General features: G+C 57.7%; 21 protein-coding genes and 1 pseudogene. 10 read left to right on the top strand and 12 right to left on the bottom strand.

Features of this window, described 5'->3' with window-relative positions:
* The first annotated feature begins 139 nt into the window (after positions 1–139).
* The 6 genes and pseudogenes from P6U16_RS24475 to P6U16_RS24500 all read left to right on the top strand — a co-directional run bounded on the left by P6U16_RS24475 (position 140) and on the right by P6U16_RS24500 (position 6854).
* Positions 140–2205 (top strand): annotated as a pseudogene (locus P6U16_RS24475) (ATP-dependent helicase).
* An 11-nt stretch (positions 2206–2216) separates the two neighbouring features.
* Positions 2217–2894 carry an SOS response-associated peptidase gene (locus P6U16_RS24480; RefSeq protein WP_277704068.1) on the top strand — a complete coding sequence of 226 codons (678 nt, stop codon included), beginning with the start codon at positions 2217–2219 and terminating at the stop codon, positions 2892–2894.
* Between the two features lie 84 nt (positions 2895–2978).
* On the top strand, positions 2979–4061 hold the full coding sequence (gene dinB / locus P6U16_RS24485) for a DNA polymerase IV (RefSeq protein WP_277704069.1): 1083 nt from the start codon (positions 2979–2981) through the stop codon (positions 4059–4061).
* A gap of 617 nt (positions 4062–4678) precedes the next feature.
* Positions 4679–6055, top strand: a complete 1377-nt coding sequence (locus P6U16_RS24490; protein WP_277704070.1) for a TadE/TadG family type IV pilus assembly protein — start codon at positions 4679–4681, stop codon at positions 6053–6055.
* A gap of 3 nt (positions 6056–6058) precedes the next feature.
* Positions 6059–6577 carry a TadE/TadG family type IV pilus assembly protein gene (locus tag P6U16_RS24495; RefSeq protein WP_277704071.1) on the top strand — a complete coding sequence of 173 codons (519 nt, stop codon included), beginning with the start codon at positions 6059–6061 and terminating at the stop codon, positions 6575–6577.
* Complete coding sequence (locus P6U16_RS24500; RefSeq protein WP_277704072.1) at positions 6567–6854, top strand: TadE/TadG family type IV pilus assembly protein; 288 nt, start codon at positions 6567–6569, stop codon at positions 6852–6854. The genes P6U16_RS24495 and P6U16_RS24500 overlap by 11 nt, the downstream gene beginning before the upstream one ends.
* Before the next feature lie 522 nt (positions 6855–7376).
* On the opposite strand, the gene P6U16_RS24505 is transcribed toward P6U16_RS24500, so the two are convergent.
* From P6U16_RS24505 to P6U16_RS24540, 8 genes are all read right to left on the bottom strand, one after another.
* Entirely contained in the window at positions 7377–8231 is an 855-nt protein-coding gene (locus P6U16_RS24505; RefSeq protein WP_277704073.1) for a mannitol dehydrogenase family protein, read from the bottom strand.
* Between the two features lie 61 nt (positions 8232–8292).
* Positions 8293–8808: a hypothetical protein gene (locus tag P6U16_RS24510; RefSeq protein ID WP_277704074.1), complete on the bottom strand. Its 516-nt coding sequence runs from the start codon at positions 8806–8808 to the stop codon at positions 8293–8295.
* A gap of 2 nt (positions 8809–8810) precedes the next feature.
* Positions 8811–10007 carry a mannonate dehydratase gene (uxuA, locus tag P6U16_RS24515; RefSeq protein ID WP_277704075.1) on the bottom strand — a complete coding sequence of 399 codons (1197 nt, stop codon included), beginning with the start codon at positions 10005–10007 and terminating at the stop codon, positions 8811–8813.
* A gap of 9 nt (positions 10008–10016) precedes the next feature.
* Positions 10017–11009 carry an L-idonate 5-dehydrogenase gene (locus P6U16_RS24520; protein WP_277704813.1) on the bottom strand — a complete coding sequence of 331 codons (993 nt, stop codon included), beginning with the start codon at positions 11007–11009 and terminating at the stop codon, positions 10017–10019.
* 65 nt (positions 11010–11074) lie between these two features.
* Positions 11075–12481, bottom strand: a complete 1407-nt coding sequence (locus P6U16_RS24525) for a TRAP transporter large permease (RefSeq protein WP_277704076.1) — start codon at positions 12479–12481, stop codon at positions 11075–11077.
* Between the two features lie 3 nt (positions 12482–12484).
* Complete coding sequence (locus tag P6U16_RS24530) at positions 12485–13057, bottom strand: TRAP transporter small permease (protein ID WP_277704077.1); 573 nt, start codon at positions 13055–13057, stop codon at positions 12485–12487.
* Positions 13058–13118: 61 nt separating this feature from the next.
* Entirely contained in the window at positions 13119–14093 is a 975-nt protein-coding gene (locus P6U16_RS24535; protein ID WP_277704078.1) for a sialic acid TRAP transporter substrate-binding protein SiaP, read from the bottom strand.
* Between the two features lie 37 nt (positions 14094–14130).
* The gene (locus P6U16_RS24540) at positions 14131–14874 is read right to left on the bottom strand and encodes a FadR/GntR family transcriptional regulator (RefSeq protein WP_277704814.1); all 744 of its coding nucleotides are present in this window, start codon (positions 14872–14874) and stop codon (positions 14131–14133) included.
* Positions 14875–15365: 491 nt separating this feature from the next.
* On the opposite strand from P6U16_RS24540, the gene P6U16_RS24545 reads away from it, so the two are divergent.
* From P6U16_RS24545 to P6U16_RS24555, 3 genes are read left to right on the top strand one after another with little or no spacing between them, the layout of a single operon-like run.
* On the top strand, positions 15366–17621 hold the full coding sequence (locus P6U16_RS24545; protein ID WP_277704079.1) for an EAL domain-containing protein: 2256 nt from the start codon (positions 15366–15368) through the stop codon (positions 17619–17621).
* Positions 17622–17672: 51 nt separating this feature from the next.
* Positions 17673–18581, top strand: coding sequence for an amino acid ABC transporter substrate-binding protein (locus P6U16_RS24550; protein ID WP_277704080.1), 909 nt, complete (start codon positions 17673–17675; stop codon positions 18579–18581).
* 13 nt (positions 18582–18594) lie between these two features.
* Entirely contained in the window at positions 18595–19524 is a 930-nt protein-coding gene (locus tag P6U16_RS24555) for an amino acid ABC transporter substrate-binding protein (protein WP_277704081.1), read from the top strand.
* 124 nt (positions 19525–19648) lie between these two features.
* Here the strand turns inward: P6U16_RS24555 and P6U16_RS24560 are convergent, their stop codons facing one another.
* Complete coding sequence (locus P6U16_RS24560) at positions 19649–21631, bottom strand: bifunctional diguanylate cyclase/phosphodiesterase (protein ID WP_277704082.1); 1983 nt, start codon at positions 21629–21631, stop codon at positions 19649–19651.
* A gap of 325 nt (positions 21632–21956) precedes the next feature.
* Between P6U16_RS24560 and P6U16_RS24565 the strand changes: the two genes are divergently transcribed.
* Positions 21957–22931, top strand: a complete 975-nt coding sequence (locus P6U16_RS24565; RefSeq protein WP_277704815.1) for a class I SAM-dependent methyltransferase — start codon at positions 21957–21959, stop codon at positions 22929–22931.
* Between the two features lie 195 nt (positions 22932–23126).
* On the opposite strand, the gene P6U16_RS24570 is transcribed toward P6U16_RS24565, so the two are convergent.
* From P6U16_RS24570 to P6U16_RS24580, 3 genes are all read right to left on the bottom strand, one after another.
* Positions 23127–23264, bottom strand: coding sequence for a hypothetical protein (locus P6U16_RS24570; RefSeq protein WP_277704083.1), 138 nt, complete (start codon positions 23262–23264; stop codon positions 23127–23129).
* Positions 23265–23582: 318 nt separating this feature from the next.
* Entirely contained in the window at positions 23583–24182 is a 600-nt protein-coding gene (locus tag P6U16_RS24575) for an NAD(P)-binding domain-containing protein (protein ID WP_277704084.1), read from the bottom strand.
* A 2-nt stretch (positions 24183–24184) separates the two neighbouring features.
* On the bottom strand, positions 24185–25078 hold the full coding sequence (locus P6U16_RS24580; protein WP_277704085.1) for a pirin-like C-terminal cupin domain-containing protein: 894 nt from the start codon (positions 25076–25078) through the stop codon (positions 24185–24187).
* Positions 25079–25087 lie beyond the last annotated feature (9 nt).

A 25087-nucleotide genomic window follows, 5' to 3' on the forward strand; every position in this document is an offset into this window, starting at 1 on the left:
ATTATTTGTTCTTATCGTCCCAATGAGTCAATGCTGATTCTACGATGGGTACGGCGGTGTTTACGGAACGCGACCCACAAGCGACGGGCATCCAAACCAAAACGGGCAGAACAGACAGGCACTTATCGGGGATCACGGCATGACGGTTGCCTATCTGGAAAAACTGAACGAGCAGCAGCGGCAGGCTGTGGAACACGGCGTCGGGCTGGCGGACGGACAGGTGGCGGGCCCGCTTCTGATCATCGCCGGCGCCGGATCCGGCAAGACCAATACCTTGGCGCATCGGGTGGCGCATCTGATCGTCAACGGCGCCGATCCGCGCCGCATTCTGCTTATGACGTTTTCCAGACGTGCCGCGTCCGAAATGGCGCGCCGTGTCGAGCGGATCTGTAAACATGTGCTTGGCGCCAATTCCGACATTCTCACCGACGCGCTGGCCTGGTCCGGCACGTTTCACGGGATCGGCGCACGGTTGCTGCGGATCTATGCGGAGCAGATCGGACTGGACGTGGATTTTACCATCCACGATCGCGAGGACAGTGCCGACTTGATGAACCTTGCCCGGCATGAGCTTGGATTTTCCAAGATGGAAAGCCGATTTCCGACCAAGGGCACCTGCCTGTCGATCTATTCGCGTGCGGTCAATTCGCAGGCACCGCTGAACGAAATCCTGCGCCAGCACTATCCATGGGTAGGCAACTGGGAAGAGCAGCTGAAGCAACTATTTGCCGCTTACGTCGAAGCCAAGCAGGTCCAGAACGTGCTCGATTACGACGATCTGCTGCTGTATTGGGCCCAGATGGTCAGTGACCCTGAGCTTGCCGGCGACATTGGCAATCGCTTCGACCATGTGATGGTCGATGAATACCAGGATACCAACAGGTTGCAGGCCTCGGTGCTGATGGCGCTCAAGCCCGGCGGTCGTGGTCTGACCGTTGTCGGCGACGATGCGCAATCGATCTATTCGTTCCGGGCAGCGACGGTTCGCAACATCCTCGATTTCCCATCCTCCTTCAGCCCGACCGCCGATATCATCAAGCTTGATCGCAATTACCGCTCGACGCAGCCGATCCTGGCTGCGGCAAATGGCGTCATCGATCTGGCGCGTGAGCGCTTTACCAAGAACCTGTGGACTGACCGGCAATCGCTGGAGCGACCGAAACTCGTGACCGTCAAGGATGAAACCGAGCAGGCGAACTTCATCGTCGAACAAGTGCTTGCCAATCGCGAGACCGGCATGACGCTGAAGAACCAAGCCGTGTTGTTTCGCACATCCAGTCATAGCGGCCCGCTCGAGGTCGAGCTCACCCGCCGCAACATTCCTTTCGTCAAGTTCGGCGGCCTGAAGTTTCTCGACAGCGCCCATGTCAAGGATCTGCTGGCGGTATTGCGTTTTGCCCAGAACCCGCGCGACCGCGTCGCCGGCTTTCGACTGCTGCAGATGCTGCCTGGCATCGGGCCAAAGACGGCCGGCAATATTCTCGAGACGATCGCGACCGACCCGGAGCCGCTGCTTGCCCTTGCTGAAATCCCGCCTCCGCCCAAGACCGGCGAAGACTGGACAGGTTTTGTCCAGTTGCTCGCAAACCTGCGTAAGACAGAAGATGGCTGGCCCTCGGATATCGGGCAGGCGCGCCTCTGGTATGAGCCGCATCTTGATCGCATCCATGAGGATGCCGACAGCCGAAAGGCCGACCTGCTGCAGCTTGAGCAAATCGCCAGCGGCTATCCCTCGCGCGAACGCTTCCTGACCGAACTGACACTTGATCCGCCGGATGCGACAAGCGATCAGGCTGGCGTGCCGCTGCTCGACGAAGACTATCTGATCCTGTCGACCATTCATTCAGCGAAAGGTCAAGAATGGCGCGCGGTGTTCATGCTCAATGTGGTCGACGGCTGCATACCATCGGATCTTGGAACCGGAACCAGCCAGGAAATCGAGGAAGAACGCAGGCTGCTTTATGTCGCCATGACCCGTGCCAGAGATCACCTAGCGCTTGTCACGCCACAGCGTTTTTTACCCACGGACAGAACGCTCAAGGGGATAGGCACGTTTATGCCGCAAGGACCCGGTTCATCCCGGCAACGCTGCTGCAATTCTTCGAGACGACAACTTGGCCGAAGGTCTCGGTAGCCGCATCCGAGCGCAGCGCCCAGCAAATTCGCATCGATGTCGGTGCGCGCATGCGGGCCATGTGGAAATAGGGAGAGGATCGATGTGCAATCTCTACAATGTGACCACCACCCGTGACGCGGTTATCGAGTTCACGAAGGCCTTCAGGGATCGCGCCGGTTGGAACGAAGCGAGCTTCGACGTCTACCCGGGCTATCAGGCTCCCGTTGTCCGCGTAGGTGACGACGGGAGCCGAGAGATTGCTCGCGCGACCTGGGGCATGCCATCGCCGCCAGCCTATGTGAAGAATTATGACCCCGGTGTCACCAATATCCGCAATGTGAGCTCCCCGCACTGGCGCCGCTGGCTTGGCCCAACCAGCCGCTGCGTCGTGCCGTTCACCACCTTTGCCGAGCCTGACCCAGCCAGAAAAGTCGAAGGCGCACGTGTGCCAAATGCCTGGTTTGCCGGCAATGAGGACAGTCCGCTGATGTTCTTTGCGGGGTTCTGGACGCCCTGGAAAGGCGTGCGCAAAGTCAGGGATGGGGAGCAGGAATACGAGCTGTTCGGATTTTTGACCACGTCGCCGAACGAAATCGTCTCTCCCATTCATGAAAAGGCCATGCCGGCAATTCTCACCACGCCGGAAGAAGTCGATACCTGGCTGACCGCCCCTTGGGACGAGGCCCGGCATCTGCAACGCCCGCTACCCGCCAATATGCTGGTGATTGTGCCGCCTCAGCCCAAGCCCACTTTGGACGATGAAGGTCTGTTGCTATGATCCTCTGCCGCCGCCGCTACCAAGGCGACCAGGAGCCCGTACGCGATGTAGCAACTTGGCTGAGCCGCGTTGTGAGCCAACCCGATGGATAGCGTGCAGCCGCTCCGCAAAATCATCCATATCGACATGGACGCATTTTATGCCTCGGTCGAGCAACGTGACAATCCGGCGCTGCGCGACAAACCATTGGCGGTCGGCGGTTCGGCGGCCCGCGGCGTCGTGGCCGCCGCAAGTTACGAGGCAAGATCCTTTGGCGTGCATTCGGCCATGCCATCGGTCACTGCCAAGCGAAAATGCCCGGATCTGATCTTCGTGCCACCGCGCTTCGAGGTCTATCGGCAGGTCTCCCAGCAGATCCGGGAGATTTTTTCAGAGTATACGCCACTGATCGAGCCATTGTCGCTGGACGAAGCCTATCTCGATGTCACCGACAACCTGAAGGGCATGGCGATCGCCACCGAGATAGCGCTTGAAATCCGTGCGAGGATCAAGGCCGTCACCGGCCTCAATGCTTCGGCTGGCATTTCCTACAACAAGTTCCTGGCCAAGATGGCGAGCGACCTGAACAAGCCGAATGGACAGGCTGTCATTACCCCGAAGAAGGGCCCGGGTTTCGTCGAAGCCCTCCCCGTCAAAAAATTCCACGGTGTCGGGCCGGCGACGGCCGAGCGGATGAAACGACATGGCATTGAAACCGGGCTCGATCTGAAGTCGAAGTCACTTGCCTTCCTTCAGCAGCATTTTGGTAAGTCCGGTCCGTATTTTTTCGGCATTGCCCGGGGCATTGATGGGCGGCAGGTCAGGCCCGATCGCATTCGAAAGTCCGTCGGCGCAGAAGACACGTTCGTGGAGGACATCGACGATCTCGATCTGGCCAAGACCGAATTGCGGCCATTGGCTGAGAAAGTCTGGCGATACTGCCAAGTGCACGATATCACCGGAAGGACTGTGACTGTCAAAATCAAATATTCGGACTTCAGCCAGGCCACCCGCAGCAGGACCGTGTCAGGAGCCGTATCGAACATCGACATGATCCTGGAGACTGCAGAAGCCCTACTTGTCTCCGTATTTCCGTTTAAACGCCCGGTCCGGCTCTTAGGCGTCACCCTGTCATCGCTCAACACCGAAGAGTGCGGACAAGAACCGCAACTCGATTTGGGGCTGTGATCACGCCGGACCATGAACCGAAAAAGCCTGCCGCGGGAGGTGATGCGAAAGGCTTTCCGAAATCAACTTGAGGTCTGCGCATGATGCTTTGGCCGGACAGGAACTTACGATAGCCGATGGTCCGAACGTCACGGGTCAACGATTGCTCGCCAACAGAGATGCGAACCTCATCCCAATGCCATGAGCCAGATCGCACTAACGCCAGCGAACAACGCCGTTGAGATTGGGCGTCGGACAACGCTTGATTGCCTGCGCCAGCGCCGTACGCTGCTAATCGTTCAAATGCGGCTGCTGACCGAGCCTTGCCACTGGACAGTTTTGGACTTGGTCCGGATCGGATCGTGGCGCCGTTGGGTGCTGATCTCAATTTCGTGCTGGACTGCGCATGCCCGAAATCTGTCCGCCGGAGGGCGTTCACGGCATGTTCAGCCCTTTCGATGACCTCATCCGTTCAATTCCAGAGCCCTATACCAACGCCGTCGTCGACAATTCGCGAGCCTATCAAAAGTCGCTGATTAGATTAACCTCAAATAAACCGGCCTGCCGCAGTTTGAGGAGCGGCGTGATCGGCACGGCGCCGGGTACCGGCCGAGGGGCCCAATGGCAGGGCTGCGGACTTGGGAACGCTGAATATGGTCTCACTACCTTCCTTCATATTCCAAAAGGGGTGGTCATTCTGCAATGATCGAAAGGGTAACATCGCCCTGTCTTTTGCGCTGTTGCTTGTACCCCTGATCGGTGCGGTCGGCGCGAGCCTGGATTATGTGCGCGCCTACAATACTCACTCAAAGATGCAGTCGGACTTGGACACGGCCCTCCTTGCCGCCATTAAAAGTGTCGGCTCGGTCGATGAGGCGGCCTTGCAGAAGCGTGTCGAGCAATGGTTTGCTGTCCAGACGGACATCAGCGCCGCCAACTATCAAGTGACCGACATCGGAATCGACGCCACCAACTTCAATATCACCGCGACGGCGCGATCGACCGTCCCCACAACACTGATGAGCGTTCTCGGCGTAAAGACTGTTGACGTCAGCGTGTCATCGACCGTGCAAGGCCCCGGCCGGGCCTATATGAACGTCTATGTCGTCTTGGATAAATCAGCGTCTATGCTGTTGGCATCGACAGCACAGGGACAGAGTGCCATGCTTTCGTCCCCGGCAAGCTGCGCTTTCGCTTGCCATGCTTCGGAAGGGACCATTAAGTACAAAGGCAAGACATACAGCACCGTCTATGACCTCTCGGTTGCGATGGGCGTCAAGCTTCGTGCAGACGTCTCTGTCTCTGCAGTTGGCGAGGTCCTCGACCTTGTCCAGGATTCCGATCCCAAGGAGGAACGGATTAAGGTAGGCCTTTACACACTGGGCGAAACGACTAAAGAAGTTCTCGCTCCTGCCTTTTCAATATCCTCGGCGCGCAAGCTTTTAACCAAGAACTCAAGTGGCCTCACAAGCTCGACATCAGAAGCGGGCACGTATTTCGATACCTCGCTTGCCGCACTTGAGAAACTTGTCGGAAGCGGTGGGGATGGCAAGACGGCAGCGAGTCCAAAGAAACTTGTGCTGCTGCTGACGGACGGCGTCCAGTCGGAACGAAATTGGGTTCTCCAAAGCAATTCGGGCAATCGTTTTCCAACCTCTGCAGGCTCATTGCAGACTACCGTGACGCCGCTCAATTCAAAGTGGTGCCAAACCATGAAGGATAAGAGCGTTTCCTTTGGGGTGCTGTATACGGAATATCTGCCGATGACTTGGGATTGGGGCTACAATGCCACCGTCGGCAAAACCATGAACAGTAGCAGCTTCGCATCGGTCTGGAAGGGCACCATTGCCAGCGGCGCAGGCGCCAAGACCCGACTGGAATACATTCCGATCGCTCTGAAAGAGTGCGCATCGGCCAAGGACCTCTTTCTACACGCGGAATCTGAAGACGAAATCAAAACTGGCCTCTCACAGCTCTTCAAGCAGTATCTGTCCAAAGTTCGACTGGCGAGCTAAGCCATGAAACGCTTTTTGAAACTCATCCTTTATGCCCGCGACGGCGCAGCGGCGATCGAATTCAGCTTGATCGCGTTTCCCTTCTTCCTGATCATTTTCGGCATCCTTGATGTTGCGTTGATGTTTTTCGTCGATAGCTCGCTAGACTCCGCCCTTCATATGGCTGCGCGTGATGTACGCACGGGGCGGGCAACGGTCGAGAAGTGGAATCTCGCCACCTTTAAACAGGAAGTGTGTGGCGGAATGGCGCTCGCTTTCGACTGCAGCAACAGTCTACTCATTGTCACGAAGGTTATGGACGATTTTTCGTCAGTGAAGTTCACGTCGGCTGTTGGCAACGGCAAGCTCTCGGTCAAGGAGAATTTCGCCAGTGGTGCTCCGGGCAACTACGTCATGATTCAAGCGTTCCTTCCCTGGCCTAGTTGGCTCTCATCGATGGGCGTCGATACGGCGCATCTTTCGGATGGCCGCTATGTTCTTTCAGCATCGGCCCTGTTTCGCAATGAACCCTATGAAAACTGATCAGGATTACACTTGGCTGGTACGGCCCGCCAAGAGGCGATCAGTTTGGTGGCGCCTTATGGGTTGCCTGCGTGATCAACGAGGGCAGTCGGGCATCGAGTTCGCACTCCTCCTGCCTCTGATGCTATTGCTGATCGCTGCGACGATCGATCTCGGTCAGGCGTTGATGGTGCGTCGTAAAATTGATCAGATGGCCGCAATAACGAGTGACATCATCTCCCAGGAAGACTTATGGGCATCAGCCGATGTGGCGACAGTGCTTAAAGGGGAGCTTTAACCCTGAGCCCGTTTGATGCGACGGATCTCAAGATCGTCGTGAGCGTTTTGGATATCGACGCGAGTGGGAATGGAAAGGTCAACTGGTCGAGAGCTTTTCAGACGGAGGCTCTAGCCACCGGAACCGCCTGGCCCCAAACCATCCCAGTCGGCGTTGTTGAGAGCGGTGTGCAAATGGTCGTGGCCCGCGTTGACTATAAGGTCAAGTCTACTCTCACCGGCTTGCTGGAGACTTTGACCGGGATTGAAATCTACAGTTTCACGGGGACTGCTATTTCCCGACCGCGCGTCGGTGACAGTGTGAAAGTAAAATAGCGAGATAAACTCCACCCCTTCATAGCACCCGAACCATCGCCTTCCACAAAGCCGCACAATCAAAATATGAGCGCTTTCATGTTGCAGGACGTCAGTGCGTTCCCTTGAGAAATTGTGCCACTGCACCGACCGCCCTAACCAAGACCGACCGATCGCCAGGACGAGATGAAGCGTGGCAATGGGCCTCCAAGCCACAGGGAAATAGTGGTTACTCAATGTCTGGGATCAAATATCCAGACGCCCTGATCTCCGTGAGACCCATTCCAACAAGATCGAGCCAATCCTTTCGTTCCAGCAGCGGGGGTGGAAACAGTCCAGCAATGGAGAAGATGGGGTTGAGATTTCCCCCTTCGGCCACCTTGGCGGCCGCGGCTAGAAGCTCGTCGCGCCGTGGATCCTCAAGGTCCATTGCCTGAAGAAGATAGGCGATCCAAGCTGCCGTTGCGTAGGCGAAGATCTCGCCACTGCGTCCAGCGGCAAGATCATCCACGGCGGCCAAGAACGTGCGCTGCGGTAGTTTCTGGCTTCCGTCCATAGCGATCTGGCGTGTCTCGTGCGCAATCGTCGGATTGGCAAAACGCGTGAGCAACTGTTCGCCGTATGATTGAAGATCAACACCCGGCACCGGGTCCAGTGTTTGCGCTGCGGCCAGCATGTAACGTTCGACGAGGCTGCGGTGGGAGGGCACCGCCATGACGTCGCGGACATGTTGGAAACCGTTAATCTGGCCGATATAGGCAATCATCGAATGAGCACCGTTGAGCATCCGCAGCTTCATTTTCTCATAAGGCTGGACAGTTTGAACGATCAGCGCCCCTCCGAGTTCCCAGGCTGGTCGGCCCGAGGGGAAATCGTCTTCAACGACCCATTGCATGAAGGGCTCGGTATCAAGGGCCAACATATCCTCCGCGTTGAGAAGGTGCGCAGCCCGCTGACGCGTACCGGTGGTCGCCGCGGGAACGATTCTATCGACCATCGTTGACGGGAAAGCCGCGCGGTCCGATATCCAGCCAGCCAGCGCTTCGTCCCGAATTGAGGCCATTTCGGTCACCAGCCGGCGCACAACCCGGCCATTGGTCGGCAGGTTGTCACAACACAGCACGGTGAAGGGCGGAATGCCGGCCCTATGCCGCCGCGCCAGGCCTTCGACGATAACGCCGATCACCCCCGTGGGTGCCCGGGGTAGCCAGGTCTGCAGCCACGGCAGGATGGGCGCGATCGAGGCCGCCGGTGAGAGGGTCTATGCCATAGGCCTTTTCCGTCACGGTGATCGAAACGATACGGATCGCCGGATCGGCAAGAAGTGCAAGCAAATCCTCCCGCTCCTCGCTAGCAGACAAGCCGCCAATAACGGAGCCGACGACACGGATTTCCTGCGCATCGCCTCCTCGGCTCGTCACCGAGAAAAGATGATCCTGCGCCTTGAGATCGCGGATCATGTCGCTCGATCTCAAACTGACGCCGACGATACCCCAATCTCCGAAATCCGCCTCCAGTGCAACATCGGTATAGACAGCCTGATGCGCCCGGTGGAATGCGCCGAAGCCGAGATGGACGATGCCTGGCTTCAACGATGCGCGGTCGAATTTCGGTCCCACCACGTTCGGTGGAAATGATGTAGAGGCAGACAGACGTTCCATGGTCAGGACAATCCATAGACGGAATGAGACAGAGCCCGCTCGATGCCACGCAACTCGGCAAGCCCCTTCAAGCGACCGATAGCCGGATAGCCGGGTTGTGCGCCTCGCGTGAGGTCGTCGAGAATTTCCTGCCCGTGGTCCGGCCGCATAGGGATATGGTGATCGATGCGTCCTGCGTCCCGGCGGCGCTTTTCTTCCTTCAGCAATTCAGCAATCACGGCGACCATGTCCGTGCCGCCTTCCAGATGCTCGTCCTCGTAGAAAGAGCATGGGGTGCAATCCTCTTCGCGACGGACGTTTCTCAAGTGTACGAAATGGATGCGGGGTGCGAGCTGCCGCACCATGGCCGGCAGGTCGTTGGCTGCCAGCGCACCGAGCGACCCGGTGCAGAAGGTGACGCCGTTCGCCCGGCTGTCCACTTGGTCCAGCATGAAGGCATAGTCTTGCGCGTTTGACAGGACGCGCGGCAGTCCGAGCAGGGCCCATGGCGGATCGTCCGGATGGGCGCAGATATTGATGCCCACCTGTTCTGCCACTGGCGTGACCTCGGTGAGAAAATCGACGAGGTTGCGTTGTAGCCTTGTCCGATCGATCCCGTCATAGGTTCGAAGGTGTTCACGCAGTTGGGGCAGGCTATAACCGTCGGCGGAGCCCGGAAGACCGGCACCGACATTGCGGGAGAGTGACAGCTTGCGCTCGTCGCTCATCTCCTCGAAACGACGCTTCGCCTGTTCCAGGGTTTCGTCGTCATAGTCTTCCGCGGCGCCGGGTCGCTCCAGCAGGTGAACATCGAAAGCGACAAAGTCGATGCGGTCGAAGCGCATGGCCTTTGCCCCATGCCGCGTCGTCCAGCGCAGATCGGTGCGGGTCCAGTCGAGGACGGGCATGAAGTTGTAGCAGACCGTCCTGATGCCCGCGAGGGATACCCGACGCAGCGTTTCCTGCCAGTTGGCAATATGATTGCGCCAGTCACCGGTCTGGGTCTTGATGCTCTCCGAGACTGGAATGCTTTCCACGACATCCCATAACAGGCCGCCGGCGCGCACCTCGGCCTGCCGCTTGGCGATCTCTCCAACAGGCCAGACCTCGCCGGTCGGGATATGGTGCAAAGCGCTGACGATCCCGAGTGCGCCCGCCTGGGCTGCATCCTGCACACTCACCCGATCGACCGGACCAAACCAACGCCACGTGTGTCGCATGTAAACTCCTTAAGGAAGAAAGGTCAGCTGCACCTTGCAGGCAGCAGAGCGGTCACCGGCCTGCTCGAAGGCTTGAACCGCCTCGTCAATTCGAAAACGGTGGGAAATGATCGCCCGCACATCGATCCGGCGGTCGGCGATCAGGTCGAGCGCCAGCGCGAATTCAATATCGAACCGCTGCGACCCGATCAGTTTCAGTTCCTTGCTGACAAGCGCGTTCAGGGGAAGCGTGACGTCGCCGGTCACGCCGACCTGGACGATCAGCCCACGTGGCCGGACGGCGGCAATCGCGCTGCGAAGCGCCGGTTCGGCTGCAGAGCACTCAAACACGACGTCGAACTGCCCCTTGTCCTTTTCGAAAACAGTTAGCCTTTCAGGAGCACGGCGAACATTGATCGTTTCGGTCGCGCCCATGGCCGAGGCACGCTGAAGGGCTGCATCGGCCAAATCGGTGACGACGACGGAGGCGGCTCCCGCATGGCGCGCAGCCGCGACGACGAGGGCGCCGATCGGACCCGCACCGGTGACGAGCACGGACTTGCCGTCGAGATCTCCGGCTTGTGAGACCGCATGAAGGCAGACTGCCAAAGGTTCGGCGCAGGCGGCTTCACCAGCCGTGACCAAGCTTCCAGCGGGAAAGCACTGCACTGCCGGGACAACCAGCCAGTCGCGGAACATGCCCTGCTCGTGGGGCAAGCGCATGGCGCTGCCCATGAAGCGCATATTCTGGCAATGGATCGGCAGGTCCTCCCGGCAGAACCGGCAGGTACCGCATGGCTGGCTGGGATTGACAGCAACCAGATCGCCGGTCGCAAGCCCGGACACGCCAGCGCCAAGGGCGGTGATGTAGCCGGAGCCTTCGTGGCCGGGAATGATGGGCTCACGGACGCGAACAGGCCCGAATCCACCATGCTGGTAGTAGTGGAGATCCGAACCGCAGATGCCGGCCGCCGCCATTTTCAGCAGAACCTCATCCTTGCCGGGCTCCGCAACCGCCTCCATCTCCAGCTGGAGATCGGCCCGTCCATAAAGTCGCGCCAGCCGGGTCTGTTGAGGGTTGTTCGCACTCACCGGATCAACCCCACTTCGGTCGGCAGCCAGAGCGTGATCGCCGGAACAAAGGTGATGAGGATTAGCGCGATAAACAGCGGCACAAGCCATGGCAGGATCGCCATGGTGGTGCGTTCAACGGAGAGCTTCGCCACACGTGACAGGACGAAAAGGACCATGCCGAGTGGTGGGTGCAGTAGTCCGATCATCAGATTGAGGGTCATGATCAGGCCGAAATGCACCGGATCAATGTCGAACTGGAGCACCAGAGGAAGAAGGATCGGAACGAGAATGGTGATCGCTGCAATCGTATCGAGGAAGCATCCGACGAACAGCATCAGCAGATTAACCAGGATCAGGAACACCCATTTGTTGTCGGTGATCGTCAGGATCGCGCCGGACAGCATCTGGGCCGCCTGGCTGACGGTCAAAAGCCAGGCGAAGACAGATGCCGCCGTCACAATAAACAGAACAGCGGCCGTGGTCTCAATCGTGTCAAAGGTCGCCCGTGCAAGGGACGAAAGCGTCATCGTCCGATACCGCACGAGGCCAAGGAACAGCGACCATAAGACGGCCGCGACCGCAGCCTCGGTCGGTGTGAACCAGCCCATCGTCATGCCGCCGATCAGGATGACCGGCGTCATCAGCGCCATGACGGCGGAAAAGTCGAAATACCAATCGACGGCGATCAGGACGACAAGGGCGATACCGACGGAGATATTCAGGGAAAGGCCGGCGAACATCATAAGATAAATGGCCAGTGGCACCGCAAGAACGATCAGGATTTCGACGGAGGCCGCCATAAGACGCCTGATTTCAAACGGCGTATCCGAACCCCAGCCGTGACGATAGGCGAAGATTGCGACCGTCAGCATCATCAATACGGTCATGACGACGCCTGGAACGATGCCGGCCATGAACAGGGCGCCGATCGAGACATTGGCCATCATGCCGTAGATGACGAAGGGCAGGGACGGAGGAAAGATCGGGCCAAGCGTGGCCGACGCGGCCGTCACGCCGACCGCCACTTCCACAGGATAGCCATGTTCCTTCATCGCCTTGATCTCGATCGTGCCGATACCGGCGGCGTCGGCGAGCGCGGTGCCGGACATGCCGGAAAAGATCACCGATCCGATGATGTTGACCTGGGCAAGGCCGCCCTTCATCCAGCCGACGAGGGCAACAGCGAAGGAATAGATGCGGCCGGTAACGCCGGCCGAGTTCATCAGGTTTCCCGCGAGGATGAAAAAGGGAACGGCCAGCAACGGGAAACTCTCGACGCCGGCGATCATCCGCTGCGCGGCGATGATGTCCGGAGCGACATTATAGAAGACGAGATAGAGAACCGAGGCAACAGCCATGGCGATGGCGACGGGAACGCCGATCAGCATCAGGACAAGAAAACCGCCAACGAGCAGGAGCATGGATCAATCCTCGACCTTCTGGAATTCCTCGGGCCGTTCCAGAACCGAATAGCCGCGGCGCTGATTGGCGATGAAGACCTGGATGGAGCGGCCGAGCATCAGCACGAAGCCCGCCAGCACGCTGTAGAAAACGATGTTGCGCGGTAGATCGACGGTCACCATGCGCTCGTCGGCAACGATCGCCACGTAGCGCCACATCAGCCAGCAGGCATAGACGAAGAAACCGATGCGGACGATATCGACGCAAATGGCCAGCACACGGGCAACACGCATGGGCAGATAATGGTAGAGTACGTCGACCTGGATATGCCGTGACAGCCGCACGCACATCACAGAGCCGAGGAAGACCACGCCGATCAGGCAATTGGTGGCGATTTCCTCGGTCCAGGCGTAGGAATTGTTGAGCACGTAACGTGTGAAGAACTGCAGAAACACGCATCCCGTCATGATCCAGAAGATCGCGAGCGTGACCCAGTCCTCGACGGCATAATTGGAAATGTCGGCGGTCGGCGCCGCGTCTTCGAAGGAGTGGGCAAGCTCCTCCGGCGTCACCGGGGTGTGGACTTCGTGTGGCATGGGATGATCCGGCACAGGAGAAAGGAATGCCGGCCGCCGTTTCAGGCGGCCGGCACGACGGTCACTTGAGGGCGCGGATGGCCTCCCAATCCTGCTTGTCGTAGCCGAATTCCTCGAAGGTTACCTTTTCGACAACGTTCTTTTCGAAGTCGGCCTTGTCGACCTCGGTGACGGTCAGGCCTTTGTCCTTGAAGCTGGCCACCAGCGCTTTTTCGCGCTCCTCGATCGTCTTGGTGGTGCGCTCCGCCGCCTGCTGCATGACCTCGGTGAAGATCGCCTTGTCCGCGTCCGACAGGCTCGACCACAGGGTCTTCGAGATCAATGTATTCAGATGATCGACGATATGACCGGTGAGGATGATATGCTTCTGAACCTCGTAGAACTTCTTCGCCTCGATGGTGGTCAGCGGATTTTCCTGCGCCTCGACGGTGCCGTTCTGAAGCGCGAGATAAACCTCGGCAAAGGCGATCGGTGTCGTGTTGGCTCCGCAGGCCCGCGGCATGGCAAGATAGGCCGGCACATCGGGAACGCGGATCTTCAGTCCCTGCATGTCAGCGCATTTTTCGACCGGCTTGTTGGATGTCGTGTGGCGCGTGCCGTAGTAGCTGACGGCAGTAATGTGATTGCCCGACGCTTCCTCGTAGCCTGCAGCCAGCTTCTTGAAGATATCACTCTTCGTATAGGCGATGAGATGGCTCGGATCGCGGAAGATGTAGGGGAAGTACGTGACTCCGACCGGCTTATGTTCCCGCGCCGCGAAGCTGGAGCCTGAAATGATAATATCGACGGTTCCGAGCTTCAGGCCCTGATTGAGATCGGCCTCCTTGCCAAGCTGCGACGCCGGAAAGACATCGATCTTGTACCGCCCTTCCGTCCGTTTGCCGATCTCTTCCGCCGCCCAGACGGATTCTGTGTGGAACGGCTCCGAGGTCTCATAGACATGGGCCCATTTCAGGACCGTTTCGGCATGTGCGGCAATGGCCGAGGCGAGAACCACGGCCGTTGCGCCGAGTAACATTTTCAGTGTGGACTTCATCTCTTATCTCCTCCCAAATTGAACTTTGTTGGTCGTCCTAGTTTCCTCCGGCGCGACTCCACGCAGCCGGTATCGTGCTCCCGGCCGGCTTCTCCTCAAAGCTTGCCGAAAGGCGCAATTGCGATTGATCGAGGTGGCCCCGCATGGCGGCGCGCGCAGCAGCTGGGTCTGCGGCTGCAATGGCGTCGCGGATGGCGCGATGCTCTTCCATCGCGGCCCTCCATGTTTCGGTATTCTCGAAGTAGCTGGCCAGCTTTTCGAAATAGGGCGTCATGCGCATATCGTGAATACTGCCAACGAACCGGTTCAACGTGGCGTTGGCGATGATACCAGACACGATCACGTGGAAGTCCCGATCAAGCGCCAGCGCCAAGTGCCGGTCGTTCAACGCCGCACTCATTTGTGTGAGATTATCATCAAGAAGTCGGATATGTTCGGACCGTGCCAGCCGTGCAGCTTCTTCGGCAACCGCGCATTCGATAACGGCGCGCGCCCGCAGCAATTCGAACGGGCCCTCGAAGTCTTCAGGTGGAAGATCGGCAAGCCTCGGCTTGCGGGCATTGACATAAATGCCCGAGCCCATCCGGATATCCACAAACCCCTCAACCTCAAGGACGATCAGCGCCTCTCTGATTGTTGGACGTGACACACCCAGTTTTTGCGCAAGCTCGCGCTCCGCCGGCAGGCGGGAACCTGAAGCAAGCTCGCCTCTTTCGATCAGGCCGCGCATCTGATCAGCCACCTGCCGATATAGGCGGCGCGATTCCACTGCAGAAAACATCTTCTTCACCCAAGCGGTCAAATGGACAGGTGGTCATACCAATTAATGGAACACAGTGTTTTTCGTGTCAAGCTGACACGCAACAGAATTTCACGATGCAGGAAGAGACCACGCGATAGGCACTCTACGGACCCCACCGCCGCGCGACCCGCGCGCCCACTTTGCATGTTGCTGCGGGTTGTAGCCTTTGTTCGGCAATCTTTCTTCCACGTATGGGCGATACAGATCAGACCGAGTGACGGAACCATGATTTCCAACAAGGATAGCAATTCCGGGACTTCTATCCTCTATGGCTCATCCAAGCTTAACCCGGCTCACTGCTTCGACAAGCAATGTTCGCGAACAATTTAAGAGAGAATAAACTACGAACCAGTAAATGTGATGCTTTCAGGTTGTTTTCTAGTTTCGCAATCTCCATCGGGCAAAATGGCTAAGCTTTGACAGTATAAATAGGCGACGAGAAATGATGAAATCTGGTTGGCAATCGACTGATGGCTGATGATACATGTCATTCACAACGCTCTGTCGACGCCGGTCGATCGCCAGCGTTGTTGCGAATCCTTCGATCGAGCCTCTCACAGGCGCGAGCCTGGAACCGCTCGCTGCTTTCCAAGATCATTCTGGTTTTTCTCGGCGTGGCGCTCTTCTCCTATAGTCTTGGGGCGATGGTGGGGTGGTCGATGTTCGTCGGCGCTGCAAAGGAGCAGTGGAACAATCAGGCACGCATCAACACCCAAATCGCCAGTTCAACCCTGCGCAACATCTATACCCATGTAGCGATCAAGACCGACAGCAGCGGCCAGGTGGAGCGCATCGTCACCGCGCAGCCAATCGGCGACGACGATTCCATCCTCTTCACCGGCTTTACCCCGACGGACGTGCTGGCGCTGGTGGCCGCGCAAACCAAGAACGACGCGTGGCTCTTCCGCTTTGACCCGAAGACGGGACGCTTTGCCGACGTGGCCTCATCATCGGGTCTCTCGCCTGCAGAAACTCCCTGGGTTGCGCCGGACGAGTTTCTTTTCACCGACGACGCGTTGGGAGGGCGGGTCTTCAGCGGTTTCGCCACAATCGCCGGTGAGAGATACTTTGTCGGCTTGTTGCCGATTGTCAGTCCGGAAAATGCGCCGCTAGGCGCGGTTGCAGTCTCGATTGGCAAGGCTTCCGTTCTCAACCGCGCGCAGGATGAGTTGCTCCGTAATTCGCTCGTCATGGTCGTTACCGTCCTGCTTCTGACCGGCGTTGTCGCCACGTTTCTCGCCCGGCGACTGTTTCGGCCAGTGCCGACACTCGTTCGGGCCACGTTGCAGATTGCAGGCGAGGTGACCGACACGGTGACGCCCTTCCAGAACCGTAGGGACGAAATCGGCGACATGGCGCGCGCCATTGAGGCACTGCGCGAGGCTGTTGTCGAGCGCGCCCGACTGCGTGAAATTCGTGACATGGCGGTGACGCTCGAGCATATGGCGCATCACGACGCCTTGACCGGATTGGCCAACCGGGCGTTGCTGATGAAGACCCTGGACGCAGCCCTCGAAGACATTGAGCACTCCGAAGCGTTCAACGTGATTTTGCTCGACCTTGATCGATTCAAGGTGGTCAACGACACGTTGGGCCATGGCTACGGTGATCAACTGCTTGTCACGACAGCGCAGCGCATCCGCAATGTGCTCGGCGACAGCGATCTGGCAGCCCGGCTCGGCGGCGACGAGTTTGCGATCATCCAGCGCGTGCGCAATGACGCGATCAATGAGGCGCGCGGGCTTGCTAACCGCCTCCTGCAGACAATTTCCACCGTCGTGGTGCTTGAGGGCCATGAGATAGTGGTTGGCACCAGCATCGGCATTTCCTGTGCGCCCGCCCATGGCGCAAGCGCCGGCCAGCTGCTTCAGAACGCCGACCTGGCGCTCTATCGCGCCAAAGCCGCCGGACGCGGCACTCTCATCGTCTTCGAACAGGGCATGGACATGGTGGTGCAGGACCAACATGCCCTGGAAATCGACCTCAGGCTCGCACTACAGCGTGGTGAGTTTGAATTGCACTATCAGCCCTTTATCAATATCGCCAGCGGCCTCGTGTGCGGTTTTGAGGCGCTGGTGCGCTGGCGCCATCCGCAGCAGGGCCTGATCGCGCCTGATCGCTTCATTCCGCTGGCGGAGGAAACCGGGATCATCGTACCGCTCGGCGCATGGGTACTGGAACGCGCCTGCGCCGACGCGGTTGCATGGCCAGTCGAGATGCGACTTGCCGTCAATCTGTCGCCGACGCAACTGCGTCATGGCGGCATTGTTGAGACGGTCGCTTTGGCCCTTCGCACATCCGGTCTTCTGGCCACACAGTTGGAACTGGAGGTGACTGAAACGGTGATGCTGGCCGGCGCCGACAGCCGCAAAGCCCTCCAGACGATTGGCGCCATGGGCATCTCGATAGTCCTTGACGATTTCGGTACCGGGTATGCCTCTCTGAGCTACCTCGCCGAGATGCCCTTCAGCAAGATCAAGATCGACCGTGGTTTCGTGGCTGACCTGCCGACGCATCATACCTCCAGGGCGATCGTGGCTGCCATAACCAATCTAGCCAGCGCATTGGATATGGAAATCACTGCCGAAGGCGTCGAGACCGAGGAGCAACTGATGATCCTGAAGGCTGCTGGTTGCACCAATGCGCAAGGCTACTATTTCGCCCGGCCGCGGCCGATCGGCGAAATCGAACTGCCGCGGCAAGCAAAAAAGCATGAACAGCTTTGACGTGAATGACACCAAGGACTGCCGTGGTGGGCACCACGGCTGTAACCCCAGATGGGAGAAGCCTATGTACAGACTTGCACCAACAGTGTTGGCCCTGGCCTGCCTCGCGTCCCCCGCGCCGACCATGGCAGACGAGACGAACAGTACACTGAAAAAGATCGCCGAAACCGGAGTCATAGCGTTGGGCTATCGGGAGGCCGAACCCCGTTCTCCTATAAAACACCAGATGGAAAAATTATCGGCTTCTCGATGGACCTATGTCACCAAGTGGTGGAGGCGGTCAGGCAGCACCTGAAACTCGACAAACTGACTGTCGACTACGTTGCGGCCACCTCTGCCACGCGCTTCGTGTTGGTCAAGAGCGGCAAAATCGACATCGAGTGCGCGGCCACCACCAACAATACCGAGCGGCGCAAGATCGTAAGCTTCTCCTATCCGCATTTCACCACCGCCACGCAGTACATGTCGCGGCGCGGCGACGGCATCACCAAGATAGAGGATCTCGCCGGCCGTTCGGTCGCGGCCGCTTCCGGAACCGTCAATATTGAACAGTTGAATACTATCAATCGCGAAAGGCAGCTCAACATCGGCGTGTTGCCGACCAAGACCAATTCTGAAGCCTTCGATCTCGTGGCCAACGCACGGGCGTCTGCTTTCGTCTGGGATGGCATCCTGCTCGCCGCCATGATTGCTCAGGCGCCCGATCCATCGAAGTTTGAGCTGTCGGAAGAGACACTAAGCCCACCGGAACCGTACGGACTGTTGGTGCGACACGGTGACGAGGAGTTCCGAACGGTGGTCAATGCGGCGCTGGAGCGGATCTTTACCAGTCGAGAAATCAACGCGATTTACAAGACGTGGTTCATGTCGCCGATCCCGCCTGACGGCATGAATCTCAACCTGCCCATGTCCCCTACCCTGCAGGCAGCCTTTACCGCGCCAACGGACTATCTGGATTAGAGAGGACTGACCAATGACAAGAGAACTTCAACGTCAAACGCCCATACTGAAATTGCTTCTTGGTGCCGTTATCGTCCTTTCAGTCCTGGTGGCGGCTGCGGCCGGCCATGCCGAAGCACCCGCCTCCACGCTCAAGAAAATTGCAGAGACAGGCGTCGTGCGCATCGGCTACAGTGCGGAAGATTTCCCTTTCTCCTACCGCCAGCCTGACGGCACTGTTAGAGGCTACTCGACTGAACTTTGCCTTGAAGTAATCGACCACATCAAGAACAGGCTGAAGCTTGCGACAGTGAAAGTCGAATATGTCGAGCGTACACCGCGCAACCGAGTGACGATGCTGCGTAGTGGCGATCTCGACATCGAATGTGTGGCCAGCACCAACAATGCCGAGCGACGAAAGAGTGCCGGCTTTTCCTATCCGCATTTCGTCACCGGAAGCCAGTTCGTTTCGCTGAAGAAAAACAACCTGAAGACCATCGCCGATCTTGCCGGCCGCACTGTTGCAGCTACTTCAGGCACCACCAATATTGGCCAGTTGAACACCATCAATCGTGAACGCGCACTGAACATCGCCGTCATGCCGGTCGAGACGCACAACGATGCCTTCCAACTGGTCACCGAGGGGCGGGCAGCCGCCTTTGTGATGGATGGTATACTTCTCGCAGCCATGGTGGCAAAATCGGAAAGTCCCGAAAATTATGCTCTCTCTACCGAAGCTCTAGGCTGGCCGGAGCCCTATGGGCTTATGGTCAGACTGGAAGACACCGATTTCAAGGATGCCGTCAACGCCGCCCTGGTAGCGATATATTCCAGTGGCCGGATCAAGACACTCTACGAGAAATGGTTCAACACCGCCGTACCGCCGGACGGCATCAACATGCGCATGCCGATGTCAGACGAACTGCGCGCGAGCTTTGCAAAGCCAGCGGACCCTGCCGAGTGATTGAGGGACTTGAAGGCCCGTTTCTCCACCGATTGCCGTACAAAGTTGCAGGGTGATCTCGGACAGGCTTTCACGCATCGTCGAGTCTTTTGCCGTGCTATGTTGGGCGACACGCTTCGTGAGGTTAGCCTATGCGGCTCTTCATGATATCGAACGGCAACACATTGATGGATTGAAGTTGGTCTGGAGCTGCGGGTCGGCCTAGATAGTAGCCTTGTAGCTGATGAATGCCGTACTGCTGCATTAGACGCTGATGCTCGATGGTTTCAACCCCTTCGACAAGAATACGGATTCCGCGGTTACGAAGCAGGCTGATAATGTCCAACATCATTCGTCTTCCTCGCTCCGTGTTGCAATCATGTAGGAATGACCGGTCAATCTTGACGGTATCGAACTCTATGAGACGCAGCCACGACAGTCCGGCAAAACCCGTACCAAAGTCGTCCAACCAGACTTGGACGCCCAATTTTCTCAAATTGTTGATGCAGAGAACTACACCCTGGTCTAGTTCCAGCTCCATCCCTTCCGTAATTTCGAGAGCGAGCCTTGCACCCGCTAAACCGAAATCAGCGAGCGTTGAAGCAACGAAACTTGAGAAGTCCGGCATCTTGAGCTCAATCGGCGAAACATTGACACTTGCTACCTCCACCTTATTCTCGGCCAATAGGTCGCTGCAGACGGTGCGTATCGCCCAACGCCCGAGCTCGATTATTGACCCCGATCGTTCGGCGACGGGGATGAAATCAACGGGTGAAATCGATGCGCCGTCCGGCCGACGCAAGCGCATTAGAGCTTCTGCAGCCGCCACTCTGCCCGTCTGAACGTTTCGGATCGGCTGATATACCAGAGACACAAGGCGCTGGCTGACCGCGACCTTTAGGATCGCTGCTATGTCTTCTTCGTCATCCCGTGTCCTCGCATCACTAGGATCGAAGACCACCACCGTGTTCCGGCCACCTTTCTTCGCAGCGTAAAGGGCAAGATCTGCTTCGTGGACAACCCTGTCGAGATGCTTAGTTTGGTTCCTGGCGAACGACAATCCGATGCTGACAGTGACGATCGATGTGCCATCTCGTCGGTTCTCATGAGGTAGAGCCAGGGAACGTATGGCAGATTTGATCGCTTCCGCAAAAGCGATAGCCTCCTCAACGTTCTGCTGCTGCGCGATGATTATGAATTCTTCGCCGCCGTATCGCGCTATCCTAGCTCCGTACGAACTCACAACATCCTGGAGAAGATGAGATACAGCGACAAGGCACCGATCACCTTCTTGATGACCATAGCAGTCATTGTATCGTTTGAAGTAATCGACATCGAGCAGCAGCACGTAGAACATCGACCTATGGTCGAGCCAACGTTGCCAGTAATCACGTAGTCGCTCATCGACAGCTCGCCGGTTTTCCAGCCCAGTGAGCGAGTCCGTGTTGGACAAGTGGAGGAGAGCTTTGCCCCTCTCCTCTGCCTCGTTTTGCTGAATGCGGGCCTCGAGCGCGTTGAGGAAAACTTTGTAACGCTCTCGATTAAGTTTCAGGTTCACGTATGATGTGAATATGAAGCACGAAATACAGAAGGCTCCGAGGATCAGCTTATAAAGCGGCAACATAGGTGAATACAGGTAGAGCATGCCCAGAAAGATGAGCATATTTGCCGTGGAGGCCGTGAGTGCAATGGGAAAGCGAAAGCTGAAAAACAGGTTTACGCTCATCATAAAGATGGCGCCGAAAACCATGTAGTACGAGAGCGCCTCTACGGCACTGGACATCTGTGCAGTGAGGATCCAAACAAGATAGGCTACAGATACAGATGTAGCCGCGACCGTATCGATCACGCCGGATCTTGCTTTGAAGTAGATCAAGACCTCCAAGAACGCTAAGGCACTGATCCCAACGATAAGACGACCCGCGACGGTGTAATGAGCGACATCGCCGATAAAAAGGTAGTCGGTAAGGGAGTACGCCAGATAAGCTGCAACGGCTATCCACAGGCCTTTGCGAGTGATGCGTTTTCTGCCCTGCTCACTCTCACGCACATACAAATCACGCAGGTGTTCCGGCGACGGCGTTGTACCTGCAGCAATGACCCCTGCCTCGGCAAACATGTGCAGCATGACCTGAGACCCAATTCGGTTGCAGCTACGCGTCGTGGACCGCCGCACCAAGTTGGATAGCGACATGTTACATGCATGACAAACGATAACGGGCTCGTGTCTCGAACCCCGGCACTAATCGCGAAGCGTATTTAACGAACTCTAAAGTTGGTGACGCGCCACTGACCTTATGCGTGACGCCCGAATAACCCTTGACGTATCATAGAATGGTAAAGAGTTTAACTTTCTATTAACACTCCGTTGATTCCGAGGTTTTTTTGGCTCACCCCCTTTTTCTCCTGACGGCAAAAGCTTGATCATTCCGCGATCCGTCAGCGACAGTCTTATCTCTCATGAACCGAGCAATCAGACAGAGCTTTTGGCTGAAGCAAACGCTCAGTTTGCCATTGTCATAAACCTTGCCATGCAGCGGTGGGATGCTGGGAGGGATCTGCCCGAGATGACCAGATGGTTGATCGGTCAACTGCATGATATCAGGCAAAAGGCAGGGCCCGATGTCTGGCAGAAGCTAATCCCCGTCATACAAGCGCATCCTTCGGCGCAGGTAATGCAGCAGTGCCCCTTTACCCGATGGTCGTCCGAAAAGCCTCGCGGATATTCCGGCGATGCAGGACTAATAGACTTCATCTATGGGCATGAAGCGGCAGCCAGAGAGGTCGCCAAGGCGACTCCTGCTGGACTTCAGATATTTGAGTACACCATCAACGCTCCCGGACCGGTTGCGGTTAGGGAAAGGCGAGACATTCTGACCCGCTACGTTGATGAGACCGCGGCGAGGACAGCCTCGGATACCGAGATCCTTGCAATTGCCGCCGGGCATCTCCGTGAAGCAGAGGCATCGACGGCCCTTTCTAAAGGCGAAATTAAGCGCTGGGTTGCCCTTGATCAGGATCCGCAAAGCATCGGCTCAATCGTGCGACAATTCACTGGAACTTCTGTCGATCCGGTCGATGGATCGGTGCGTGGGCTCCTCACAGGCAAGCATCAACTCGGAACGTTCGATCTGATTTATGCCGCGGGGCTCTACGATTATCTCACCGATAAAGTCGCGATCAAGCTGACGCAGAGATGCTTCGAGATGCTGAAGCCAAGCGGAGTATTCTTGTTCGCTAACTTTTCCGATGAGATGTCTGATGACGGCTATATGGAATCCTATATGAACTGGGAACTCTTGCAGCGTTCGGAGGCAGACATGTGGCGTATCGTCAATGCCAGCGTTGGTGCGGATACAATCGATGCTCGCGTTTGGTTCGGGACCAACCGCAATATCATTTACAGCACGATTAAGAAGCTACCATAGGTACAACATCAAGCAAGCTGCACATTCATGGCCCGCACTGCAGCTTCTACGACGGCAGCATTATCAAGTGACCGGACCTCGATCATTCTTGATGCTGCTGTCGTTTCTTTCGCCCTGACGGGACTCGAACCGCTGACCCGGTCGTTCAGTCCGCTATGCTGACACCGAAAATCCCTGTACCGCCAGTTGCTTGCTCTAAGGAATGGCCGGAATGGTCCGCAAGGAGACCGGCAGGTTCCAGCTGCCCATCGAATGAAGCCGACATTCAAGAAAGTGGTAGGTGCCGTCGTGGTCGGCCCATTGCCGATCGTCGGCGGCCGTGGCAAGCCGCATTGTGGCTTTTCCGTACCAGCCATTCTCGCCGGCCGCAGCATTTTCAGTTGGACAATGTCGCCGATGTTGACGTGTCGCTCAACCGTGCAAGCCGTCAGGCTCGAAGCGGGCGCGATCACACCTACCGGAGCATCAAACAGGACCGAAGGTCCTTTGCCGACTACTGGCCCGAAACATCGAAAAAAGACCGGTGCCAAGACCTCGGCCGTTGCCAGCTTTGGCTTCGTCCAAATATCACATGCTATGGTTCATTGTCGGATCGCCAGATGGACTGGCGGTCCGACGGATTTCTTCTATCTCAACCAACTTCACACGCTTTCAGCCGACCTTGATCAGGTTCTGGAAAATCAGGGCATTTCTGGCTTGGATCAGGCGCCCGCCTTCCGCGATCTTGCCCAATTCGATCGGTGCATAGCCAAGGTCGGAGACCAGTTTGGCGACCAAAGCGCTGGAGGCCTCGTCGTCGCTCGACACGAACACGACGCGGCGGCCATCCGGAATGGCAACCGGGGCTACAAGTCCCTTCATCGGCAACTGGTTGAACGCCTTGACGAGATTCGCGCCGGGGACCCGATCTGCATTGACCTCGGACGACAAGCGGCCCTGAAGTTCGCGCTCCTGCACGTCGAGCGGCAGAAAGGCAGCGTTGGTGACGTCGATAACGATCTTGCCGGTCCAGTCCGACCGCGTGGCGGCAACATCCTTGAAGTTGAGGAAAGGGACGGCAAAGAAGATCACGTGGGCCTCGAGAGCCGCGTCCAGCGTGGCTGCCGTCACACTCTGGCCAAGCGATGCGATCAGGGGCTCGATCGTGGCCGGGCCGCGGGTGTTGGCAATAGCGACGTCGATGCCGGCGCGCGAGAATATCCCGGCGAGGGTCAGACCGACGTTGCCGGTGCCGATGATGCTGTAGGTCATGGTCATTTTCCTTTTGGTTGCGCCACTGCTGTGGCTTGGCTGTTGGAGGCGAAGGTCCCGCGCGCAAAGTCCCGGCGGGCCTGACGTATTTCTTCGGCACTGTTCATCACGAAGGGGCCGCCGAAGACGACAGGCTCGTTCAAGGGTTTTCCCGCGAAGACGAGAAGGCTCACGGGCGTATCGTCCGTGCGCAGTGTCAATTCTGTCCGCTCTGGCCGGTTCGGGCGCGTAAGCCAGGAGATTTGCCCGGCACTGACGCGGCTTTCACCCGGTCCGACAAGGACGCTGCCTTCCAAGAGGAAAAGGAAGGCGTTGTCTTCTCCGGCAAGGTCGATCGACGTAGCGTCGTGCGGACGCAGATCGACCTTAAGCATAGTCACCGGGACATGATTCAGCGTGGGGGCCGAAATCCCATGACTTTGCCCAGAGAAGATGGCGATACGGGTGCCGCCCCGCTGCCACACAGGTCGGTCCACCGCACGCAGATGCTGATACTGTGGTTCCGTCATCTTGGCGGCGGCGGGCAGGTTGATCCAGCGTTGCAGCGTGTGGGCAATCGTGCCCGGAGGCGCGCTTTCCTCGTGCAGAACGCCGCGCCCCGCTGTCATCCACTGTGCATCACCGGACCCTAACCAGCCGAGATGACCGGCCGAGTCGTGATGATCGACCACCCCCTCGATGACGTAGGTCAAGGTTTCCATGCCACGATGTGGATGAACAGAATAGGCACCATGCGGCATCCAGTCTTCGCCCATAAGCAGGAAGGGGTCGCTGAAGGCAGGATCGTCGCTGCCGATCAGGCGCCTTACCCGATGGCCTGAAACGAAGCCCGGTGTGGTTTCAGGATCGTCAATCCGGGCAACACCGCGTTGGATGCTTTGCGGTTGAGAGGTCATGGTGCCGAT

The organism is Rhizobium sp. 32-5/1 (genome assembly GCF_029537235.1).
In the GTDB taxonomy this organism is placed as follows: Bacteria; Pseudomonadota; Alphaproteobacteria; order Rhizobiales; family Rhizobiaceae; genus Pararhizobium.

Excerpts from the sequence above, each read along its gene's own strand:
- P6U16_RS24480 (WP_277704068.1), top strand. The coding sequence starts at position 2,217 with ATGTGCAATCTCTACAATGTGACCACCACCCGTGACGCGGTTATCGAG.
- dinB (WP_277704069.1), top strand. The coding sequence starts at position 2,979 with ATGGATAGCGTGCAGCCGCTCCGCAAAATCATCCATATCGACATGGAC.
- P6U16_RS24495 (WP_277704071.1), top strand. The coding sequence starts at position 6,059 with ATGAAACGCTTTTTGAAACTCATCCTTTATGCCCGCGACGGCGCAGCG.
- P6U16_RS24500 (WP_277704072.1), top strand. The coding sequence starts at position 6,567 with ATGAAAACTGATCAGGATTACACTTGGCTGGTACGGCCCGCCAAGAGG.
- P6U16_RS24510 (WP_277704074.1), bottom strand. The coding sequence starts at position 8,808 with ATGGAACGTCTGTCTGCCTCTACATCATTTCCACCGAACGTGGTGGGA.
- uxuA (WP_277704075.1), bottom strand. The coding sequence starts at position 10,007 with ATGCGACACACGTGGCGTTGGTTTGGTCCGGTCGATCGGGTGAGTGTG.
- P6U16_RS24520 (WP_277704813.1), bottom strand. The coding sequence starts at position 11,009 with ATGGAGGCGGTTGCGGAGCCCGGCAAGGATGAGGTTCTGCTGAAAATG.
- P6U16_RS24525 (WP_277704076.1), bottom strand. The coding sequence starts at position 12,481 with ATGCTCCTGCTCGTTGGCGGTTTTCTTGTCCTGATGCTGATCGGCGTT.
- P6U16_RS24530 (WP_277704077.1), bottom strand. The coding sequence starts at position 13,057 with ATGCCACACGAAGTCCACACCCCGGTGACGCCGGAGGAGCTTGCCCAC.
- P6U16_RS24535 (WP_277704078.1), bottom strand. The coding sequence starts at position 14,093 with ATGAAGTCCACACTGAAAATGTTACTCGGCGCAACGGCCGTGGTTCTC.
- P6U16_RS24540 (WP_277704814.1), bottom strand. The coding sequence starts at position 14,874 with ATGTTTTCTGCAGTGGAATCGCGCCGCCTATATCGGCAGGTGGCTGAT.
- P6U16_RS24545 (WP_277704079.1), top strand. The coding sequence starts at position 15,366 with ATGGCTGATGATACATGTCATTCACAACGCTCTGTCGACGCCGGTCGA.
- P6U16_RS24550 (WP_277704080.1), top strand. The coding sequence starts at position 17,673 with ATGGGAGAAGCCTATGTACAGACTTGCACCAACAGTGTTGGCCCTGGC.
- P6U16_RS24555 (WP_277704081.1), top strand. The coding sequence starts at position 18,595 with ATGACAAGAGAACTTCAACGTCAAACGCCCATACTGAAATTGCTTCTT.
- P6U16_RS24560 (WP_277704082.1), bottom strand. The coding sequence starts at position 21,631 with ATGCTGCACATGTTTGCCGAGGCAGGGGTCATTGCTGCAGGTACAACG.
- P6U16_RS24570 (WP_277704083.1), bottom strand. The coding sequence starts at position 23,264 with ATGCGGCTTGCCACGGCCGCCGACGATCGGCAATGGGCCGACCACGAC.
- P6U16_RS24575 (WP_277704084.1), bottom strand. The coding sequence starts at position 24,182 with ATGACCTACAGCATCATCGGCACCGGCAACGTCGGTCTGACCCTCGCC.
- P6U16_RS24580 (WP_277704085.1), bottom strand. The coding sequence starts at position 25,078 with ATGACCTCTCAACCGCAAAGCATCCAACGCGGTGTTGCCCGGATTGAC.